The sequence below is a fragment of the Fonticella tunisiensis genome (assembly GCF_004364155.1).
In the GTDB taxonomy this organism is placed as follows: domain Bacteria; phylum Bacillota; class Clostridia; order Clostridiales; family Caloramatoraceae; genus Fonticella; species Fonticella tunisiensis.
Genome location: NZ_SOAZ01000012.1, coordinates 46,680 through 66,952 on the forward strand (window position 1 = coordinate 46,680; position 20,273 = coordinate 66,952).

The following is a 20,273-nucleotide window of genomic DNA, read 5'->3' on the forward strand; positions in this document are numbered from 1 at the left end:
ACAACCCCCTCATAACTTATAAACAATGAACAGCATAATGGGGAGGAGGTTATTTTACCACTCCCCCTGCAAATACATTTTTGGAAGCTGCCAAATCCCCTACTTTTACAACAATATTGTTATTTACAACTTCAGTTTTAATAGGGATTGGATTACATCCACCCGGATATCCTATTGTTGTCATAGGTATAGGTGCATTACAATTTTTGCAGATTATATTATCTATGTTACCTTGTTCCTGGAAGTATCCTATTGCACCACATATGTCACATGCATCTAATCCACTGCTAACAGCATTTCCAGGTCTTTTTACCAGAATGAATCGTACATTTACCCCATCAACTTCATATGCATACTTGCTCATTATATTTTCTTTAAGGCTCTCCAATGGAATTTTGATTTCTCCATTCACCGCTGAAATCATCTGTGGATTTGGGTCGAATACAGGTCTTGTAGCCTGGGAATACAAATTGAATCCAAGTATTAAATTTATAGCTAAGGCTGACACAATAACTGCCTTCTTCCACATCCTGTCCCTTTGAATTTCAGCCAGTCTCTTTCTTTTCTCTGCCCCTGTTTCTTCTTTTACTCCTTCTATTTCAATATTTGTATTTTTACTGTCTAACAGCACCATTACAATTGGAAGGGTTAGAAGCATCATTGAAATTATTACAGTAGAGTTATCCCTTACTATTAAACCAATTATTTTCATAGCAAGCTGACCTAGAGGTATAATTCCAACCTCTCCAAACTCATGAAGTCCACCTGCAAAGAGCCTTACAACAAGTATCATTAAAATCCAGCTGGTAACTTTAAAGAACCTTGAAAGATTGATTTTAAGACTGCCTCTAATGAAGAATACTGCAAATAGCACAGAAAGGGCTATACCGACAAGTCCTCCTAAAAAACTCAAAAATGCATTACTTTCAGTAGTTAAAGCTGTCATAAATAGCACAGTTTCAATTCCTTCTCTAAACACCATAAAAAATGTAAATGCTAAAATTCCTATACCTTGTTTTTTCAAATCTTTATCACTGCTTTGATTTACAATGTTATGTAGCTTCTCTTCCATCTCATTTTTTATATTCTTTGAAGTTTTCTGCATCCAGATAACCATGCTTCCTACAAATACCGCTGCTGTAAAGAACATAATCCCTTCTAATACTTCATTTTCAGGATCAAACCCTATTAAATTGAAAATTACTGCACCCAAAATGCTTGCAACTACGGCTAAAGCTAAACCAAAATAAGCATGCTTTTTTAGTTCAAATTTTTCGGTTTTGTTCAGATATGCAACAATAATACCAACTACCAATGCCGCTTCAATACCTTCCCTTAAGGTAACAACTAAAGCTTCTATCATATTTTTCATCCTTTCATTCATAAAATTTACTTAAATATTTATGTTTGTTTTTAACAATCAAGCTTAGTATATATCAAAAATTTACCCTTCTACTTAAGCTTTACACCCCTCCTCTAAAATATATTGACATTCATTCTCATCTAACCTTCAAAAATATTAATCTCTACTAGTAGAGATTAATATTTTTGAAACTAAAATTTATCATAATAAATGTAATTTATAGAAACTTAGTGAATAATTGATAAATGCTATCATTCTAAAGATAATTATAATTGATAACTTTAATCAATACAAGCATTTTTGTGAAAAAATTATTTATGTCTAAAACACTGCCCCGTCCTAAAGGAGTGCAAGTCTTTTATACAGTTTTTAATGTATGTTGCTTATTCTATATAAAAATTTTTTGTAAGTGCAACTGATTCTTCTTTAATAATTTTGTTCCAATCGTTCCGAACTATGTTAAACCTCTGTCAAAGCATAGAGCATAAGGAAATTCTTTTGATGGGCATTTATTAGATGTTTATTCAAAATCTATCTATTATTAAAATAATATTGTATAATAATGTTATAATAAATAAAGAGGTGATGGAGTTCACCTTTAATTGCCATTGTGCTGATGGCTCCTGCTTTATATCATAAAGTAGGAGTTTTATTTTATATACGAAGGAGGATTGAAATTGCAGCAGATATTTTATGTAGGCATTGGAGGCTTTATAGGAGCATCACTCAGGTATATAATATCCACTAATTCCGTGAAATGGTTTGGAGATTATCTTCCATATGGTACTCTAATTGTAAACGTGGCTGGAGGCTTTTTAATTGGGCTTATAATGGAACTAAGCCTTATAACTGAACTAATCCCCTCGAATTTAAGGCTTTTTCTCACAACAGGTATTATGGGAGGGCTTACAACCTTTTCAACCTTCAGTTATGAGACCATAAAAATGTTTTCTGATGGCAGCTATTTGCTCGGACTTTTGAATATATTCTTAAACCTTTTTTTAAGCCTTTTCGGGGTGTGGCTCGGGAAAGCAATCATATAAACGCCTCGATATCCTTGAATATGTCTTAATAATATTATAAAATGTTAATAGGATACGTTAGGAGTGTTTATGATGGTTAACATTAATTCTGCAGAAAAGATATTCAAGGAAAAGGGATTTAAACTTACCAACCAGAGGAAGGCCATAATAGAAGTACTCCTTGAACATAGAGATCAATTTTTAAGCGTTGAGGAAATATTTTTAAAATCGAAGGAAAAATATCCTCAAACAAATCTTTCAACCATATATAGAAACCTTGAAATGATGGAAAAAACTGACATCGTTCATAAAACAACGGTAAACGGTACATCGTCCTATTACCAGCTCATATGTGATGAATGTCACCATCACCATGTAATATGCAAAAACTGCGGCAAAACCGGAGTCATAGATTTTTGCCCCATGGACAGCATAAGCTCCATTATTTCAAACAGCGATTTCATAGTAACTGACCATAAAATCGAATTATATGGATATTGTAAAAATTGTGCAAAAAAAGCGGAGAAATAATTCCTCCGCTTTTGTATTTATATAAGTATATATTAATTAAACTCGTTGTGCTACTCTGAAAAGTCCATTGGAATAAAGGTAGATAATATCTACAGGTAGGCGCTGCGATAAAATATATTTCATTCACCAGCACGCTTAGCTATTTCAAGCTGTTATATATCTTTTCAAGATTGTACCTCATGCTCTCAAGATAATCCTTTCCGTCCTCCCTGCTCTCTATTGTATATATCTTTTCAACCTTTGCTCCTATTTCCCTTGCAAGGGTTTCTGAAACCTTTGGGCTTGCCATAGACTCCGAAAATATGGTTTTAACATTGTTATTTTTAGCATATTCTACAAGTTCCTTGAGCTTTTTAGCACTTGGCTCGCCCTCTGCAAATACGTTTTCAACGCTGTTTTGTTCAAGTCCAAAGTCCCTGCACAGGTATGCGAAGGCTGCATGGCCTGTTACGAACTTCTTATTGGTAACCTTATCAAATTTTTCCCTGTACTCGTTGTAGAGGCTGTCAAGCTGTGATGCAAAGGCATTGTAGTTGCTCTCATAAAAATCCCTGTTTGCTCCATCCGCCTTTATAAGCGCATCTTTGATATTTCCAGCCTGTACTTTAGCTTCCTTAAGGCTAAGCCATATATGAGGATCAAATGCATCATGATCTTCATCTCCGCTGGCTTTAATGAGGCTTACCCCCTTTGAGGAATCTACAACTATCAATTTCCTGTTATCGATAGAACCAAGCACCCTATCCACCCAGTTCTCCATTCCGAGTCCGTTATAAACAAACACCTTTGCATTTCCTATAGCTTCAATATCCTTCGCCCTCGGTTCAAAATCATGGGGCTCCATTCCCTCTGGTACAATCATCTGAACCTCAACCTTGTCCTTGCCAATTGCCTCTACAAACTCCTTTAGTGGGTTAATACTCACCATAACCTTAATTTTTCCAGAGGTATCTGTGCTTCCACTATTAGAATTGCTGCTGCATGAGGACAACACTCCAATCATAATCATTGCAACAATAATTGCAGCAAATTTTCTATGCATAAAATCAATCACCCCGCATTTTAGTTGCAAATATTTTGCATTTAGGTATATAATAAATGTGAATTTAATATTTGTCAATCAGGTTATATATATTTGGGATAGCCATTTTACACAAACAATTTTCTGGAGGTTAACACATGCTTGAAATTGAAAACTTGTATTTTTCTTATAATAGATCTTCCACCTATCTTCTTAACGACATAAATCTAAAAGTTCCAAAGGGAAGCTATGTTTCAATAGTTGGAGATAATGGATGTGGAAAAAGCACACTTGTAAAACTAATACTCGGGGAGAAAAAGCCTTTAAAAGGTACTATTAAATTATATACAAACAGAATAGGCTATATTCCCCAGAGGGTTGAAGGGTTTAATCCTCAATTTCCCATAACCGTATCTGAAATGCTAAACGTCCACAGAAAAGCACTAGGCATGAAGGGTTTAAGATTAAACGACAGCATTTTAGAGAAGGTAGGAATGAAGGAATATAAAAATTCACTGATAGGAAATCTATCCGGTGGACAGCTTCAAAAGGTATTCATAGCCAGGGCACTTATGGGGCAGCCTGAACTTTTGGTCCTCGATGAACCCTCCACGGCAGTTGATGTTCAAAGCCAGAGGGAGATATACAGCATAATAAAAGGGCTTAACAAGGACTTTGGGGTTACCGTTATTTCAGTTGAGCACAACTTAAATGCCGCTCTTTTAAATTCCACACATATATTTAAGATTGAAAATGGAAAAGGCATTCTATTTTCAGTAGATGAATATACAGCAATGCTCCAGGAGGTATAAATCGATGTTTCAATATAGTTTTATGAGAAATGCCCTCTTAGCATCACTGCTTATCTCAATATTATACCCATCCATAGGTATGTTTTTGGTTCTGAAAAGGCAGTCAATGATAGGAGATACACTATCCCATGCGTCATTTGCAGGGGTTGCCCTGGGAGTTTTACTGGGTATTAACCCAATCCTGAGTGCATTTATTTTTACATCCATCGCAGGCCTTTTGATAGAAGGGCTCAGAGTCTACTATAAAAGATATGCCGAACTCATACTTGTAATAATACTTACCCTTTGTGTTGGAATCGCAATAACCATAATAAGCATGGGGAAAGCAAGCGCCAATGTCAATTCATTTTTGTTCGGAAGTATATTAACGGTATCTGACAGGGACCTCCTTACTATTCTGGTTATGAATGTAATTTCAATAACTGCACTTATGCTTCTATACAATAAACTTATATATACAACCTTCGATGAAGAAGGTGCTCGCATTGCCGGAATAAAAGTAAAACTTGTAAATTATATATTTGCACTCATCGTTGGTGCCACAATATCTGCATCTATAAGGATTATGGGAATACTTGTGCTTTCATCCATGCTCATTATACCTGTTGCAGCAAGCCTGCAGCTTGGAAAAGGTTTTAAGCAAACACTTGTCTTTTCTATACTGTTTGGCTTTATAGATATAATTGGAGGACTTATAATTTCCTATTACATTAACAGTGCTCCGGGTGGAGTTATTGCTTTAACATCTGTTTTTGTACTTTTTATTGTACTTTTAACAAGACGATTCTATTTAGTCCCCTGAAGAGTTTGTAGCGTAATTCCTGCTGCATGGCAGTATGGATTATCTAGAAAATTACTTGCATATGGATGAGGTGAAACAAGGAACAAGCAAGTCCTAGAAATTCTGTTTTTTAAGTTAAGAAAAATGTCCTGATTTTCATGCCTTTCAGCGAAATATGAGTTTTTAGGCACCTTTAATTGTATTTCCCAAAAAATTAAAGCTGCCAGGAATTTTGGCAGCTTATTTTACTTCAAATCCCGGCACTACCGCACCATTATATTTTTCCTTCATGTAATCGGCCATTTCCTTGGATTGAAGTGCACTTAAAAGAGCCTTTATACGCTCATCATCTTTCAATTCCGGCCTTGTAACAAGAACGTTAGGGAACATTGACCTTGCATCCTCCAGTACCAATGCCTCCTTGACAGGTGATATACCGGCGCCCAGGGCATAGTTTCCTGTAATAACATCTAAATCAACATCATCCAAAACTCTAGGAAGCTGTGCGGCTTCTACGGGCTTAAACTTAAATTCATACGGATTTTCTACAACATCCTTAATATCTGCCTTTAATCCTACCCCTTCCTTTACCTTAAGCAATCCGTTTATCTCAAGAAACAGCAGTGCCCTTGCCTCATTTATAGGGTCATTGGGTAATGCTAAAGTGGAACCCTTTTTAATATCCTTAAGATTTTTTATTTTATGCGAATATAGCCCCATTGGATTTAAGTTTACCCTTCCAAGGGCAACTAAGTTTGTGTTGTTCTGTGCATTAAAGTTATTTAGAAAAGGTTCATGCTGAAACAAATTTGCATCTATATTTCCCTCTACCAGAGCCTTATTTGGTGTAACATAATCGTTGAATTCAACTATCTCAAGCTTTATGCCCTTTTCCTTTAATTTGGGTTCAACAAACTTTAATAAATCACTGTGGGGTACCGGAGTAACTCCAACCTTTAAAATCTTATCATCTGCTTTCTTGCTGCATCCGGTTAATAAAACCCCTGCTGCTATTATAAAAATTAAAGCTTTACTAAGTATATTTTTCACAAATATTCCTCCTCAACAGAATAAATATATTATACGTACTCTTTTTTAAATCGCGATTATTTATATTTTTAGGTATTAAAAAAACCTCTTTCGATGAAAGAGGTCTGCGGCCGCATGTGAATTCTCTCTCATCTGTCAGCATATGCTGCTGGAATTAGCACCTTGCAATAGATTGCTGGTTGCCGGGCTTCATCGGGCCAGTCCCTCCGCCTCTCTTGATAAGAGTTCCTATTTAATTTATTGAAAATAAGTATACTTTGTTATATATTCTATGTCAATATATCTTTCTAAACTTTTTCTCAATTTTCTGGATCGTCCACTAATACCATATAACAATTCTTTCAAATAGTTTTTAAATACAAAAATAAATGCAAATGTCACCTATTCAGTTCGATGAATTCTTCAACAAGCTCCTTTAGCGCTTTTCCTTTCCTATATTTTTCATGTCTAAACGCTAAAAGCGAAGAAATTAAAGCCCCAGCCGCATCAGCTATTATATCAAGCATTGTATCAACAAGGCTTCCCTTTTGCATAAAGAGGCCGAATATGTGGTCCATTAAAAACTCATATATCTCCCATACTGACCCAAGACTTAGGGAAAAGCTAAAGGTAAAAATCGCCGCCATAGCAGGAGTCAGCTTAATATCCTTATCAAATTTACGATTTATAACAAATATAAGAAGATAGCCGATAGTACCAATTATAACTCCTGACAAAGCATGGAGCACTATATCCCACCACCAGAATCTATCGTAGAAGGAGTTGATAGTTCCGAGGTAGTTAGCCGAAAAAACATATATTATCATTATCATCCATATATTTTGTGGAAACCTTATATGCAACTTGCTTACTGCTGCTGGAATTAAAAATATAATGACAAGGGTTGCTGCTGCAGTTACGAAATTTACATAATTGCGATTAAGAAGGTTTGACAATGAAGATGTAACAAATAGCATCGCTATTACAACTGTAAGTAAGATATTAAATTTTTTATTGGTAGAATTGGCCTTCATTCCCTTCACCTCATTTTTCATTTTACGTTTGAATGAATAAAGCGTTTATTTGTTCAGTTATAATGTATGCATTTTACTTGCATTTTAAATCTAAACATATAATCCTGCTTCCTTTCCATATCTTCGCACTATATTAACTCGTTGTGCTGGATAAATTTACAGATCGGCTCCAATTTTCCCTTTAATTAATAACTTGATTTTAATTTAAGTTATGTTAAAATTTAACTAAAAGAATGAATTGAATAAATTACCGGCACTAGGGGAGCTGGAATTGGCCAGCTGAGATAAGGATTCCGGAAAAACCTTGACCCTTGTACCTGATCTGGATAATGCCAGCGTAGGGAAGTGCTATTTATATGCATTTTAATTTGTATATTTAATGGCACAAATCCTTATCTGGGTTTGTGCTTTTTTATTTCTTAACATGAAGGGAGGTATAGATCTTGAATACAAGAAAACTTACTTTTTCAGCAATGCTAATCGCAACAGGTACAATCCTTGGTAATATAATTTACATACCTGTTGGAGCATCAAAATGCTTCCCGGTCCAGCATGCCATCAACGTTATTTCAGCAGTTTTGCTAGGCCCCTGGTATGCCCTTTCAAACGCTTTTTTAATTTCACTTCTCAGGAACATCCTTGGTACAGGCTCTCTTTTAGCATTTCCAGGCAGCATGATAGGAGCATTTCTTGCAGGCGTTGTATTTAAAAGAACAGGGAGCAAGCTTTTTGCCTCTATTGGAGAAGTATTTGGAACGGGTATACTGGGAGGAATTGCTGCATATCCCGTTGCAAAGTTTGTAGTGGGAAAGGATGCAGCGGTGCTTTTCTATGTAGTTCCCTTCCTTATAAGTACCATAGGAGGAAGCATTATAGGATACGTTCTTGTTAGCATATTTGAAAAAAATGAAATGTTAAAAAAACTAACAGCATAGGAGGTAAAAATATGAAGAAAGTACTTACAATTGCAGGTTCAGACAGCAGCGGTGGTGCAGGAATTCAGGCGGATTTAAAGACCTTTTCTGCCCACGGAGTTTTTGGAATGAGCGTAATTACAGCAGTAACAGCTCAAAACACACAGGGTGTCTTTGCTGTTCAGGATATATCAAAGGATATTATTGCAAAACAGATAGAGGTAATTTTTGAGGATATAGATGTTGACGCAGTAAAGATCGGAATGGTATCTCAAATAGATACTATAAATACCATTGCAGAGGAGCTAAAAAAATACAATGCTAAAAATATTGTACTTGACCCTGTTATGATATCCAAAAGCGGGTTTGACCTTTTAAGGCCCGAGGCAAAGGATGCCCTTATTAAAAACCTTCTGCCAATAGCAACGATAATTACGCCAAATATACATGAGGCAAGAGCAATTACCGGTATGGAAATTAAAAATATAAATGACATGGAAATGGCAGCAAAAGCCATATTCGAAATGGGTCCAAAGAACGTCCTTGTAAAGGGAGGGCATCTTGAGGAGGATGCAACTGATGTTCTCTTTGACGGATATGAAATAAATCACTTTAAGTCCCATAGAATTAATACAAAAAATACACATGGAACGGGATGCACCCTCTCTTCTGCCATTGCTTCGAATTTAGCCCTTGGCTACTCAATATTTGAGGCAGTTGAAAGGGCCAAGGAATACATTACAGTTGCAATTGAACACTCCCTGTCCATTGGAAAGGGTGTTGGTCCAACAAACCATTTCTATACACTATACAAGAAAGCAGGTGTTTTAAATGAATAACGAAACAAAAAACAACTTAACAGCATTTAATTTTCTATTTTTATGGTTTGGTGCTGCAATATCAATTGCAGAGATAATGACAGGAAGTCTCATAGCACCCCTTGGCTTTAAAACAGGATTTTTAGTTATTTTGCTTGGACATGCCATAGGAACTGCAATACTGGTTTTAGGTGGAGTTATCGGAACAGAGGAAAGAATCCCGGCAATCATGTCCACAAGAATATCCTTTGGATCATATGGTTCCTATTTATTTTCGATTTTAAACGTTCTTCAGCTCATTGGATGGACGGCAGTTATGATCATATCCGGAGGGCGTTCGATAAACATAATAAGCAAAACGCTGTGGTCATTTGACAGCATTAACTTCTGGTCCATCGTTATAGGACTTCTTGTTTGCCTTTGGATTGTATCTGGAAGTGCAGGCTTTAAGAAGATAAATACTGCGGCTGTTTTTCTCCTGCTTATTTTAACCATTGTTTTAAGCTTTATAGTCTTTAAAAATGGAGAACTCTTTACAAAGCAGGCTACAGGAAACATGAGCTTTGGAGGGGCTTTAGAATTAAATATAGTTATGCCTCTATCCTGGCTTCCCTTGATTGCCGACTACACAAGGTTTGCTAAAAGCAAAAAAGGGGCAGTATCAGGAAGTTTTATAGGATACTTTGTTGCAAGCTCCTGGATGTACCTTGTTGGGCTTGGCGCTGCAATACTCTTTGAAAACCCTGACGTTGGAGCTATAATGACTGCTGCCAACCTGGGATTTGCAGCCCTTGGAATAATCGTTCTGGCAACAGTTACAACTACCTTTATGGATGTCTACTCAGCAGGGGTAACCTTCTTAAACATAATGCCAAATTTAAATGAAAAAACAGTTTCTGTTATTATGGGAGTTATAGGTACTATAGTTGCAATTGTTGTACCTATTGAACAGTATGAGAGCTTCCTATATGCAATAGGATCGGTGTTTGCTCCTCTGTTTGCAATACTCTTTACTGACTACTTCATAATTAAAAAGCGCACAAGGATTCAGGATAACCTTATAATCGATTGGGGAGCCATGATCGTGTGGATCATTGGAGTTGTTCTATACTATATACTTATTAAATTCGATTTCATTTTGGGCTCAACCGTCCCTGTAATGATATTAACTTCGTTGATTTATATTTTATCCTGGAGGTGGATTGAAAATTGGAAATACTTAAGGAAATCTCAAAACTCCTATCAGGGGTAAGGGAAAAAAAACCCCTCATCCATAACATCACAAACTATGTTACAGTAAACGACTGTGCAAATATAATATTAGCCCTCGGCGGTTCCCCTGTTATGGCCGACGATATAGATGAAGTTGAAGAAATGACTTCAATTGCATCATCCCTTGTTATAAACATCGGTACCCTAAATTCAAGAACCATTGAACCCATGATACGTGCAGGCAAAAAGGCAAATGAAGCAGGAATACCTGTAATTTTTGACCCGGTTGGAATTGGGGCCACAACACTAAGGACTAAAACTGCTGAGAGGCTTATAAATGAAGTTAAGTTCTCGGTAATAAGAGGGAACATGTCTGAGATTAAAATATTGGCAGGCATTGACGCCAGAATAAAGGGAGTGGATTCAACGGAGGGCACCCACGGAGGTGAAGAAATAGCCCTAAGCCTTGCAATGCGCCTGGGAAGCGTTATTGCAATTACAGGTGCAAAGGACATCATATCAGATGGAAAAAGGCTGTGCACAATAGAAAACGGGCACAAAATGCTTTCAATGGTTACAGGAACAGGCTGCATGAGTACATGCCTTATTGGAACCTATTCAGGAGTAACAAATGATTACTACCTAAGTGCAGCAGCAGGCATTTTAACAATGGGTCTTGCAGGGGAAAAGGCATATAAGAGCCTTAGGAAAGGGGAAGGAACAGGAACCTTTAGAATGAGGCTGTTTGATAGCATATACAACCTGTCTGAAGGGGACATTATGGAAGGTGGAAGAGTATATGAAAAACAAGATTGATGTTAACTACAGCCTTTATCTTGTCACTGACAGGGGAATATTAAATGGAAGGGATCTTAAAGAGGCCGTGGAGGAGGCTATATTAGGAGGCGTAACCCTCGTACAGCTTAGGGAAAAGGCAGCTTCAACCCTTGAATTTTATAACACAGCATTGAGGGTAAAGGCTGTAACAGATAAATATAACATCCCCCTTATAATAAATGACAGGCTCGACATCGCCCTTGCTGTTGATGCGGCAGGGCTTCATGTGGGACAGGATGATATGCCTGCCCACATAGCAAGAAAAATACTGGGACCTGATAGGATACTTGGAGTATCCACAGCAAATTTAAAAGAAGCACTAAAGGCACAGGAGGACGGCGCTGACTATATAGGAGTTGGAGCCATGTTTCCAACAATCAGCAAAAGCGACACAAGGGACGTTACCCTTGATGAGCTTAAAAGGATTAAGGAAAGTATAAAAATACCCGTTGTTGCAATAGGCGGGATAAACCAAAACAACGTAAAACAGATTATTGAGTTAGGCGCAGACGGAGCAGCAGTCATCTCTGCAATACTCGGCAGAAAGGATATTAAGCAGGCTGCCCTCGAGCTTAAGAAAAAGCTCAACGGAGACAGTTGATAAAAGTTTAAACTACTTAGGGACAGTTAATAACTTTTTAGCCTAATGAGGCTAACTTAAAAAAGAATGAACTGTCCCCTATTTGCTTCGAAATTCTTAACATCCTCTTCTAAAGATTTTCCCGCTTTAAAGGGCTTGATACCATATATCCATATGTGCTTAATGAAGCGTGAATTATATCGTAAATAAAAACCGGGCAATTAAGCCTGGTTTTTATTATATTATTCAGCCTTTCTTTTACGAACTACCATAAATACCCCTGCACCTAAAGCAAGAATGCCCAGTGTTATAAGAAGGTTTCTATCAACGGGTGACCCTGTCTTGGGAATAACCTTTGAACCATCTGAACTTATTGGTGTATCTATTCCGCCAGAATTTCCTGGTTGCTCTATATTCCCTGGTGTAGTTGTTTCATTAGCTTTTACAACGATTTTACATTCTGCACTATAGCTTCCGTCCTCAGTGGTTACAGTTATTGTTGCCTTTCCTTCCTTTAATGCCGTTACCTTTCCATTGTTATCTACCCTGGCCACAGCTTCGTTGTCAGACTTCCAGCTAACATTCTTGTTTGTTGCATTATCAGGAGTTATTGATGCCTTAAGGTTTAATGTATCTCCAACCTTAAGCTCGGCATTCGTTTTATCAAGGCTTATTCCTGTTACTAACACAGCTGAATTTACCAGAACAATCTCTGAAGTGTTTCTAACCCTTATTCTGTGCCCCTCCGGATCCTCTGATGCAAGACCAACTGCACTTACAACATCACCCACCTTAATTCTTCTATCCCATTTACCGAGCATGTCAGGATTGTCTGTATCATCTCCAATATATCCATTTACATATATTCTTGCTTCTCCACTGCCATCATCAAGGAATAGTGAGTTCTCTGTCATTTTTGTTACCTTACCTTCAACCTTAACAAGCCATCCTTCATTTTCCTCAAGCATACTCTCGTAGGTTTTCATTACCCTTGGTTCAACAAGCTCTATGTTGCTGCCCAATATTTCAATGTCATAGTTTTCATTTGAAAGCTGAAGCTCAGCATCCCCATCATACTGGTCAACCTTTCCTATTACCCTAACCTTTGAACCAAGCGGAAGGGACTTGTTTGAAACACCAAACACTGTAATTCCACCAGTTTCGTCCTGAACATAGAATACGTCAAAGAAGGCTGTATTTTTAACTGCTGCCTTTGAAGCTGCCGTGACTCTTCCTTCAACCATGAACTTCTTTCCAAGGTTATCTAAAATTCCATCCCTGTCTTTATCTTCCCTAACCTGTGCGATAGTTGAAAGCTTAGGCCTTGTCATCCAGCCAAGTATGTTTTGTGTTATCTGCCTGTTTGCATATTCGTTATCTCCTGTAGTTTCAAAGTCTGAGAAGAAGGTTGTTCCTGCAACTATTAGCTTACCTCCTCCAGGAAGAACTTCTGCTGCAAGGGAGTAAACGTTACCCTTCTCAACCGGAGCTGCATCATTTTGAAGGTCGGAATCTAATGTTTCTGTTGTTTCGTGGCCCTTTATAAGCCAATCAACAGCCGAATCACTTCCACCATCTTTAAGTATCACAGAGCATCCGCTGTATGCACTGTAGGTAAGCCCCTCTGGAATGTTGTTCGTGAGTCCATATTTTGTTGATACATAATCATCAAAATATAGTCTATATTCCTGTCCCCCATTTGAAGTTTTATCTATGACCTCATCATCGTTAAACCTCAGGTTAGAGCCTATAGCTTCAAGAATTCTGTTGCCCTGATTTGAGTTCTCATAGGCTTTTTCGGTTACACCTTTATCATTGTAATCTGCCCTTGATGTTATGATAAGTGAACCGCCATTAGTCACGAAGTTCTTTATTACATCTATCTCTGCATCTGTAAAGTTTGACCTAAAGAGATTATATCTTGAATCATCCTTACTTTGAGGGTCTGTTATTATAAGAATCCTTGCATCCCGCAAATCCTCTTGTGTTAAGGCGTCCTTATTCTCATAAAACAGGAACTTTCTATCTGAAAGTATTCCCTTAAGGGCAGTTATTTTGTTTGAATAGTCTCCGCTAACATACTGATTATAGTGTCCCGCATCTACTACAACCTTTACTATGTCATCCTTATTGGCAACCTCAACCTTTGTACTTGCTGTAAATGCTCTGTCCTCTCCATTTATGTTAAGGGTCGTGGCTGCATATATGATGTAGCTGCCTGCCTTATCAGGCGTCCAGTTAATTAATGTGTCGGCTGTTCCTCTAATTGGTATTTCTGAAATTGTTTTTTCCTCTATTTTGTTTTCTGGTTTTATTTCGTTTACGAAGAATTCAACCTTTACATCCTTTAGGGCCTCATCGCCATTATTAAAAAGTGTTGCCTTTAAATCCACCGGGTTATTGGTAATATAGATATTTTGGGAAGCCTCAACCTTTGATATTCCTGCTGATATATTGGCCCCTGTCCAAACCGGTGCTGTAACTGCAATATCTTTATCTTCCTGATCAACTCTTACATAATAGTATGAGTATTGTGGACTTAAGGTTAAACTCCAATCCGCAGTATTTGAATCAAAATTCTTAGATGCCGCAACAACTCCACCGTTGGTTATTATTGAAACCTTGCCTATTTTATCGGATATATCAGGGTCCTGAATACTTATATTTATATCAAGGGATGATGGATTTGAAAGGAAGGAGCCCATCACCTTGTCATTAGCCTTAAACATTATCCTGAGGTTCTCATCTTCAGTTGCGTATACCCTCATCTTTCTTAATGCATCATATACGTACTCCCTTGAAAGTGCCGGTGCTAAAACCACTGTCCTTGCAGTATTTGCAGTTACCCAATTGGCCTTATGGTTGTCCTGGTTATTTGTTGGAGCCACGTGCCACCCCTTATCAAGTGCCCTGGTATAATATTCATAGCTTGGAAAGTATCCTGAGCCCCTAACCGGACCCTCACCGTTTCCCACTTCTATAAGATTTACTACACTGTCAACCTGAGGGTCATAATATCCAAAGTCGCCAAAGTCCCCGAATGTGGTTCCCGGATGGTTGAACTGGGATATGGACATAGGATATTTCTTTATTTCATTGTAGTACATTGGAAGGTCAACCGATTTACCATCTATCTTGCTGTTTCTTGAAAGAAATCCTGGAGTATTAAAGGTATTTATGTGTCCCCAACCTCCTGTGCTTCCGCTCCAGGTCATTTCAAATCCTGCAATGGCTGCAAACTTACCATCTTCATTGTACTTATCTGCAATTTCATGGAGTTTCTTCCACTCGTTGCTTGCAGAACCATCGGCAAGGGTTGCACTTGTATCATTGTCAAGGGAATTTGAGTGGTCAGTTACTGCGAAGAAATCGGCCTTTGCAGTATTTTTCGCCCAGTCATAGGCCTCCTCAGGGGTTCCCTGTCCATCAGAGTAGTTTGTATGGCTGTGGAGCTGTCCAAAGTATATGTTATACTCTTCCTTACCAACATAAAAGTTCCATTCCATTATGCCGGTGTTTGGAACAGGTGCCTTGTCCCTTAATTCAAGCTTAACATAGTGGATCCCCTTTGAAAGGTCCTGCTCCGGTGTGTAGGATATTCCATCCTCTGTAATAACTGCCTTATCTGTAACATCGGTATTATCCAGGTACAACCTTGCTGAGCCTGTATCAATTCCAGACCCTGTATCTTTGTATTTAGCGCTTATAACAGGCCTTAAATTTTCCCCTGTAAATTCACCACTTCCGGGTGTCATATCAGAGATTTCAGGGCCTAAAAGGTCTGAATCGGTAATATTTACTTTATATGGAGAGTTTTTATCCTCCGGGGATGTTACTGTATTTGTTCCGTCTGTAGCTTCAATATAATATTCAAGCCCTGTAGTGCTTAGATCCTCCCTTGGAATCGATGCTGAATAGTTGCCATTTAAAAGTTCCATTTCCATAGACTTATAGGTTGTTTGTCCAATTGCTCTGTAGTAAAGCTTAACTGCCGCAACCCTTTTATTGTCCGTAACCTTTGCGGTTATATCAAGGTTTGCAGATGTACTCCCTTCAGTAACGGGATCGTGTGTTATAGCAGGAGGTGTTGTATCCTCTCCTACTGTTCCACCCTCAAAGCCGTCCATAGTATGTATACCCAGGTCATCAAAATAATTTATATTCTTAATATCCCACTCCTTTGACGGATCGAAGGCATCGCTTGAATTGCTATCACCTTTTGTAACCGTGCTTTTTCTAATGAGTGTATGGTCGACTGTTGCACCGCTTCCCCATGATGTACCGGGGTCAAAACCTACCTGGCCGAAGGAATCTATAACTACTCCATCGTGCTCAAGGGTTAAGGCATCATCACCATTAAAGTTTGCAACTCCTGAGATTATATCGGCTCTACTCTTTATTGCATCAGCTGCACTGCTGTTTGCAATTACATATACATCCCCATTTGCCAATGTTCCTGCGAGATTTAAAGTATTGCCTGGTGTTGTAGAACCATTTGAGTAAAGCTTTAGAGTATACTTTGACAGATCTACATCTTTACCGGTTCCATTGAATATCTCAATTGCCTTGTTGTTGCTGCTACCCTCAATGTACTCCGATATGAAAAGGTCGTCAGCAAACACACCCTGATGTAGAACAATGTCTGAGGTATTTCTAACCCTTAGCTGATAATCCTTATATTGCGAAACTATTGCCGTTACATCTACCTTGTCCCCTTCCTTAATATCCATTAAAGAAGGTATTTTATAGATATTAATCGTTCCAGTGTCATCGGTAAGGGTCGTATTTCCTGTTGTGTTTATAGCCCCAAGGATTGCTCCCTTAATCTTTACGAGCTGGCCTTCATAGGCTTCCCCTATTTGGCTTATTTTTACAACCTTTGGCTGTGGGAGTGCATTATTGCTGCTTTCAGCAGTAACGTCTGAATTTGACGCAGGCTTTATTTCAAGCAGACCATTGTATATTGCAAGGGGACCCTTTACAACTATCTGGTCTCCAACCTTTAAATCAAGCCCATATTTATACACATTAATTCCTGCAGCATCGTCCTGTATATAGTAGTTGCTCCCATCTACCCAGGTTACTATTCCTCTGACCGCTACAATTGTGTTCTCAGGCTTCTGCCTGGCTTCAGCTATAGAAAGAATACTTGCCGGCTTAACTGTAACTTCACAGGTATCCCTATATCCTCCATCCTCTGTTATTGCAGCAATTATGGCCTTTCCTTCCTTTATGCCCTTAACTACTCCGCCATTTACCTGTGCAACGGTTTCATCGCTCGATGACCAGATTATATTTTTGTTTGTTGCATCCTGAGGCTGAACCCATGCTTCAAGGGTTATTGCGTTTCCAACCTCAACCTCTGCAGTTTGTTTATCAATAGTTATTCCTGTAACCCTGACTGTTTCACCCTCATCCACTGTTCCTGTGATTTTCACATCGTCAAAGGATAGGTTACCTGCAACTTTTGTATAGCTAAACTTAACTTGAACTATATTACTGTTAAGTGGATATGTTTTTATAACACCTGATGTTGGAAGAGGCTTTATGTTGTCCAGTATAGCCCAGTTTGTTCCATCAAACTGCTCAACTAATAAGGATGAATTTGCATCTGTACCCTGTCCCTTTATCCAGAAGGACAGAACCTTTGGATCTTTAAATTGAGGAGTTACAATGCCGTCTGCTGAACTGTCTAATTTTAATGAAGGAGATGCTAGTCCATAATTTCCCGATGTAGTATATGTGCCTTCTATATTGTTAAACGTCCATCCTTGTGGTGCTGTCTTCCCGCTATCAAAGCCTTCGTCTATAAGTGTTACTTCAACGGCAATGGCTTTTTTAACATTAGCAAACATCATAAAGTTGCTTAGCACAAAGGTCAGTGCCAAAATTAAGCTTAAAAACCTCTTCTCCCTTTTACCTTTCATCAATACCCCCCCAGTTAATAATACTTGATGTTATAATTTTTCACCTTAATCTTTCACTTCACCCCTTATGAATTGCTTCTATTTATGTTAAAAAATTTAAGTTACTTAAAGAAAAAACGATTGACTTCTTAATAAATTCCAGGGAGGATTTGATTTCGAATGGTATTAATTTTATAAGCCTATAATAGATTTTATGAATTTTTTTGAAAATTATGAAGTTTATTGATAGTATCTTTAAATATCAATTTCAAAGTCACCTCTGAAAGCTTCAAGCTAACCATGTACGGTTCATTACTTTTTAGCCCCTTAAGGCTAATTTAATAAAGGAATGAACCGTTCCTTTTGCTTATCTTTGCCTTGCGGCATTATATGCAAGGTTGTTTGCTGCAATCATCCCTGTATAGAGGGCCCCCTGAATCCATCCCAGGGTTGCTGAAGTATGTTCGCCTGCAAAGTATACCCTGCCGTTGTATTCAGGCTTTAGCATATCATATGAAAAAATCCTCCTTTGTCCGGGGTTAAGTATTGTAAAGGCCCCCTTAAACCATGGCTCCCTATTCCAGTGCACAGTTTTATAATCTAAAACTATGGAATCCATGTAGCCCTCAGGAAGCCCATGAACCTTTTCCACCTGCCTTTTAATAAGCCTTATTCTCCTCTCCTCCTCCATATTCCCAAGCCTTATTGCATCCTGATTGAAATTGTATGAAGCCGTAAGAACTCCTGACTCATATGGGCTGCAGCCTTTAACATACCCATCTTCTCCATAAAATTTTTTACAACCTGCATGATCAGGTGGATAAATAATTGACTGAATCATCATATCAGTTGTTGATACACCGCCTGCTATCCTTCCATAGTGTCTATCCTCCTCCCAGAAGCGCTTACGACACAGGAATATGGTCTTTTGGGATGAAGAATAGTTAATCTCTCTTATTGCCTGCATCTTTCTATTGCTAAACAAAGGATATATTTCTACTTCTCTTAATGTTGAATATGGTATTGCGCATATAACATAATCAAAGACTTCCTTCATGGGATGGCCAATTTCCTTATTTTCATATTTTAGAACAACCTTTTCGCCTTTTGCCGATTTATATATTCCAGTTACCCAATTACCGCACTTTAAGAATACTTTTCCTAAATCTTCATGGGATATATTCTTATACTCTGAAGGATATGGCGAAATCAGGGATTTATAAAAGGCAAGAGGAAGCTTTGCCATTCCTCCATTTATATGATACATGTAAGTAAACGATGCAGAATAATCTTCTTGAATGGCATTGCTGTAGGAATTGTATAAAAATGCTCCAAATGGATCTATACTTGTTAAAAGGTTTATAGCCTCATCGCTGAGTTTTAAATCCTCTAAAACCTGCCGGACACTTGAATTTATAAAGTAATTGTATTCATAATCATATTCCGGAAGTATCCTTAATATTTCGGTTCTAACCGAAGGAGATAGCTTTTTAAGAGGATATAAAGAGACATATTCATAAAGCTTATTCCATGGTATGCTCCTCTCCCACTCCTTAAGATTGAACAGAGGATATATTTTTTCAGTTATGTTTCTACCCTGTGAATCATTTCTTACTCTTGTATTTTTAACATATACAAAGGCATTGGGATTTGATTGTATGAATGGAATCGTATCAAGCTTAAATAGATTGATGTAGTGCCATGTGGTCTCATGTGAAACGGGTATTCTAATTGCTCCAAGCTCCCCGTAGAGTTTACCTTCATTATCAAAGTAATGGGTATAGACCCTTCCTCCAATGCGGTCATTAATTGCCTCAAATATAGTTATATCAAACCCTAGTTTTCTAAGCTCAAAGGCAGCCGACAAACCGGCAAGTCCTCCACCAATGATGCCAACCTTTTTGCCCTTGAATTTTCCCGAAGGTATGTAGTTTGTTATTTCGGGCGGTGGGCTAAGGAGGTTTATAATATTTTCATAATCCTCAATTCTTCCTTCTTTTATCAAAACTGCTTTTAGTAGTTCATGCCTCTTAGCATTAGTCGGATTTGGGGGCTGAAGGCGATATTTATCCATATCCATAAATCAAATAACTCCTTAGAATTACTTATCTGTAATATTTTAATTGATTCATCTGTAAAATATGATGAAAACTTTTCAAATCCAGAAAGGTGTAAAAGAAATTAAATTAGAAAAACTTCACAAACTATAATATATTCGAAGATATTCGATTTGAAATGCAACTACACCTTTTGGAGTGTTACGTATTCCAAACTTTTTCTGCTATTTTGTGGGCAGTAAGGTTATCTAAAATTACATGCAAAGTTATAAATTGTAATTATTTATTTGAAATATTTTGTATAATATTAACAAATATTCTTTATATTTTGAAATATTTCGTTTATAATTAAATTA

At 37.7% G+C, this 20,273-nt stretch carries 15 protein-coding genes and 3 riboswitches; of the genes, 9 read left to right on the top strand and 6 right to left on the bottom strand.

Annotated features, from left to right (window positions below; translation table 11 throughout):
• Positions 1-49: 49 nt before the first annotated feature.
• On the bottom strand, positions 50-1,363 hold the full coding sequence (locus EDD71_RS08515) for a Fe-S-containing protein (protein WP_166636408.1): 1,314 nt from the start codon (positions 1,361-1,363) through the stop codon (positions 50-52).
• Positions 1,364-1,935: 572 nt separating this feature from the next.
• A riboswitch (Fluoride riboswitch) is annotated at positions 1,936-1,996 on the top strand.
• A gap of 44 nt (positions 1,997-2,040) precedes the next feature.
• Between EDD71_RS08515 and crcB the strand changes: the two genes are divergently transcribed.
• Both crcB and EDD71_RS08525 read left to right on the top strand, forming a co-directional pair.
• Positions 2,041-2,406 carry a fluoride efflux transporter CrcB gene (gene crcB, locus EDD71_RS08520; RefSeq protein ID WP_133628310.1) on the top strand — a complete coding sequence of 122 codons (366 nt, stop codon included), beginning with the start codon at positions 2,041-2,043 and terminating at the stop codon, positions 2,404-2,406.
• A 72-nt stretch (positions 2,407-2,478) separates the two neighbouring features.
• Positions 2,479-2,916 carry a Fur family transcriptional regulator gene (locus EDD71_RS08525; RefSeq protein ID WP_166636409.1) on the top strand — a complete coding sequence of 146 codons (438 nt, stop codon included), beginning with the start codon at positions 2,479-2,481 and terminating at the stop codon, positions 2,914-2,916.
• 139 nt (positions 2,917-3,055) lie between these two features.
• On the opposite strand, the gene EDD71_RS08530 is transcribed toward EDD71_RS08525, so the two are convergent.
• On the bottom strand, positions 3,056-3,958 hold the full coding sequence (locus tag EDD71_RS08530) for a metal ABC transporter substrate-binding protein (RefSeq protein WP_133628312.1): 903 nt from the start codon (positions 3,956-3,958) through the stop codon (positions 3,056-3,058).
• A 137-nt stretch (positions 3,959-4,095) separates the two neighbouring features.
• Here EDD71_RS08530 and EDD71_RS08535 point away from each other — a divergent pair, with 137 nt between their 5' ends.
• The gene (locus tag EDD71_RS08535; RefSeq protein WP_133628313.1) at positions 4,096-4,749 is read left to right on the top strand and encodes a metal ABC transporter ATP-binding protein; all 654 of its coding nucleotides are present in this window, start codon (positions 4,096-4,098) and stop codon (positions 4,747-4,749) included.
• A 4-nt stretch (positions 4,750-4,753) separates the two neighbouring features.
• Positions 4,754-5,551 (top strand): metal ABC transporter permease, encoded by a 798-nt coding sequence (locus EDD71_RS08540; RefSeq protein WP_133628314.1) that lies wholly within the window; start codon positions 4,754-4,756, stop codon positions 5,549-5,551.
• Between the two features lie 219 nt (positions 5,552-5,770).
• Here the strand turns inward: EDD71_RS08540 and EDD71_RS08545 are convergent, their stop codons facing one another.
• Complete coding sequence (locus EDD71_RS08545) at positions 5,771-6,580, bottom strand: MetQ/NlpA family ABC transporter substrate-binding protein (RefSeq protein ID WP_133628315.1); 810 nt, start codon at positions 6,578-6,580, stop codon at positions 5,771-5,773.
• A gap of 125 nt (positions 6,581-6,705) precedes the next feature.
• A riboswitch (SAM riboswitch) is annotated at positions 6,706-6,805 on the bottom strand.
• A gap of 152 nt (positions 6,806-6,957) precedes the next feature.
• Positions 6,958-7,593 (bottom strand): DUF2238 domain-containing protein, encoded by a 636-nt coding sequence (locus EDD71_RS08550; RefSeq protein ID WP_166636410.1) that lies wholly within the window; start codon positions 7,591-7,593, stop codon positions 6,958-6,960.
• Between the two features lie 248 nt (positions 7,594-7,841).
• Positions 7,842-7,954: riboswitch (TPP riboswitch) on the top strand.
• A gap of 82 nt (positions 7,955-8,036) precedes the next feature.
• Here EDD71_RS08550 and thiW point away from each other — a divergent pair.
• From thiW to thiE, 5 genes are read left to right on the top strand one after another with little or no spacing between them, the layout of a single operon-like run.
• Positions 8,037-8,528, top strand: coding sequence for an energy coupling factor transporter S component ThiW (gene thiW / locus EDD71_RS08555; protein ID WP_133628317.1), 492 nt, complete (start codon positions 8,037-8,039; stop codon positions 8,526-8,528).
• A gap of 11 nt (positions 8,529-8,539) precedes the next feature.
• Positions 8,540-9,346, top strand: a complete 807-nt coding sequence (thiD, locus tag EDD71_RS08560; RefSeq protein WP_133628318.1) for a bifunctional hydroxymethylpyrimidine kinase/phosphomethylpyrimidine kinase — start codon at positions 8,540-8,542, stop codon at positions 9,344-9,346.
• Positions 9,339-10,577 carry a putative hydroxymethylpyrimidine transporter CytX gene (cytX, locus tag EDD71_RS08565; protein ID WP_133628319.1) on the top strand — a complete coding sequence of 413 codons (1,239 nt, stop codon included), beginning with the start codon at positions 9,339-9,341 and terminating at the stop codon, positions 10,575-10,577. The genes thiD and cytX overlap by 8 nt, the downstream gene beginning before the upstream one ends.
• Positions 10,535-11,353: a hydroxyethylthiazole kinase gene (thiM, locus tag EDD71_RS08570; protein ID WP_133628320.1), complete on the top strand. Its 819-nt coding sequence runs from the start codon at positions 10,535-10,537 to the stop codon at positions 11,351-11,353. Before cytX ends, thiM begins: the two co-directional genes overlap by 43 nt.
• On the top strand, positions 11,337-11,975 hold the full coding sequence (gene thiE / locus EDD71_RS08575; RefSeq protein WP_133628321.1) for a thiamine phosphate synthase: 639 nt from the start codon (positions 11,337-11,339) through the stop codon (positions 11,973-11,975). Before thiM ends, thiE begins: the two co-directional genes overlap by 17 nt.
• A 221-nt stretch (positions 11,976-12,196) precedes the next feature.
• Here thiE and EDD71_RS15540 read toward each other — a convergent pair whose 3' ends face one another.
• Together EDD71_RS15540 and EDD71_RS08585 are read right to left on the bottom strand one after the other, a co-directional pair.
• Complete coding sequence (locus tag EDD71_RS15540) at positions 12,197-17,881, bottom strand: Ig-like domain-containing protein (protein WP_133628322.1); 5,685 nt, start codon at positions 17,879-17,881, stop codon at positions 12,197-12,199.
• Positions 17,882-18,227: 346 nt separating this feature from the next.
• Positions 18,228-19,940, bottom strand: a complete 1,713-nt coding sequence (locus EDD71_RS08585; RefSeq protein ID WP_207669317.1) for a flavin monoamine oxidase family protein — start codon at positions 19,938-19,940, stop codon at positions 18,228-18,230.
• Positions 19,941-20,273: the final 333 nt, after the last annotated feature.

Excerpts from the sequence above, each read along its gene's own strand:
- EDD71_RS08515 (WP_166636408.1), bottom strand. The coding sequence starts at position 1,363 with ATGATAGAAGCTTTAGTTGTTACCTTAAGGGAAGGTATTGAAGCGGCA.
- EDD71_RS08525 (WP_166636409.1), top strand. The coding sequence starts at position 2,479 with ATGGTTAACATTAATTCTGCAGAAAAGATATTCAAGGAAAAGGGATTT.
- EDD71_RS08530 (WP_133628312.1), bottom strand. The coding sequence starts at position 3,958 with ATGCATAGAAAATTTGCTGCAATTATTGTTGCAATGATTATGATTGGA.
- EDD71_RS08535 (WP_133628313.1), top strand. The coding sequence starts at position 4,096 with ATGCTTGAAATTGAAAACTTGTATTTTTCTTATAATAGATCTTCCACC.
- EDD71_RS08540 (WP_133628314.1), top strand. The coding sequence starts at position 4,754 with ATGTTTCAATATAGTTTTATGAGAAATGCCCTCTTAGCATCACTGCTT.
- EDD71_RS08550 (WP_166636410.1), bottom strand. The coding sequence starts at position 7,593 with ATGAAGGCCAATTCTACCAATAAAAAATTTAATATCTTACTTACAGTT.
- thiD (WP_133628318.1), top strand. The coding sequence starts at position 8,540 with ATGAAGAAAGTACTTACAATTGCAGGTTCAGACAGCAGCGGTGGTGCA.
- cytX (WP_133628319.1), top strand. The coding sequence starts at position 9,339 with ATGAATAACGAAACAAAAAACAACTTAACAGCATTTAATTTTCTATTT.
- thiE (WP_133628321.1), top strand. The coding sequence starts at position 11,337 with ATGAAAAACAAGATTGATGTTAACTACAGCCTTTATCTTGTCACTGAC.
- EDD71_RS15540 (WP_133628322.1), bottom strand. The coding sequence starts at position 17,881 with ATGAAAGGTAAAAGGGAGAAGAGGTTTTTAAGCTTAATTTTGGCACTG.
- EDD71_RS08585 (WP_207669317.1), bottom strand. The coding sequence starts at position 19,940 with ATGGATATGGATAAATATCGCCTTCAGCCCCCAAATCCGACTAATGCT.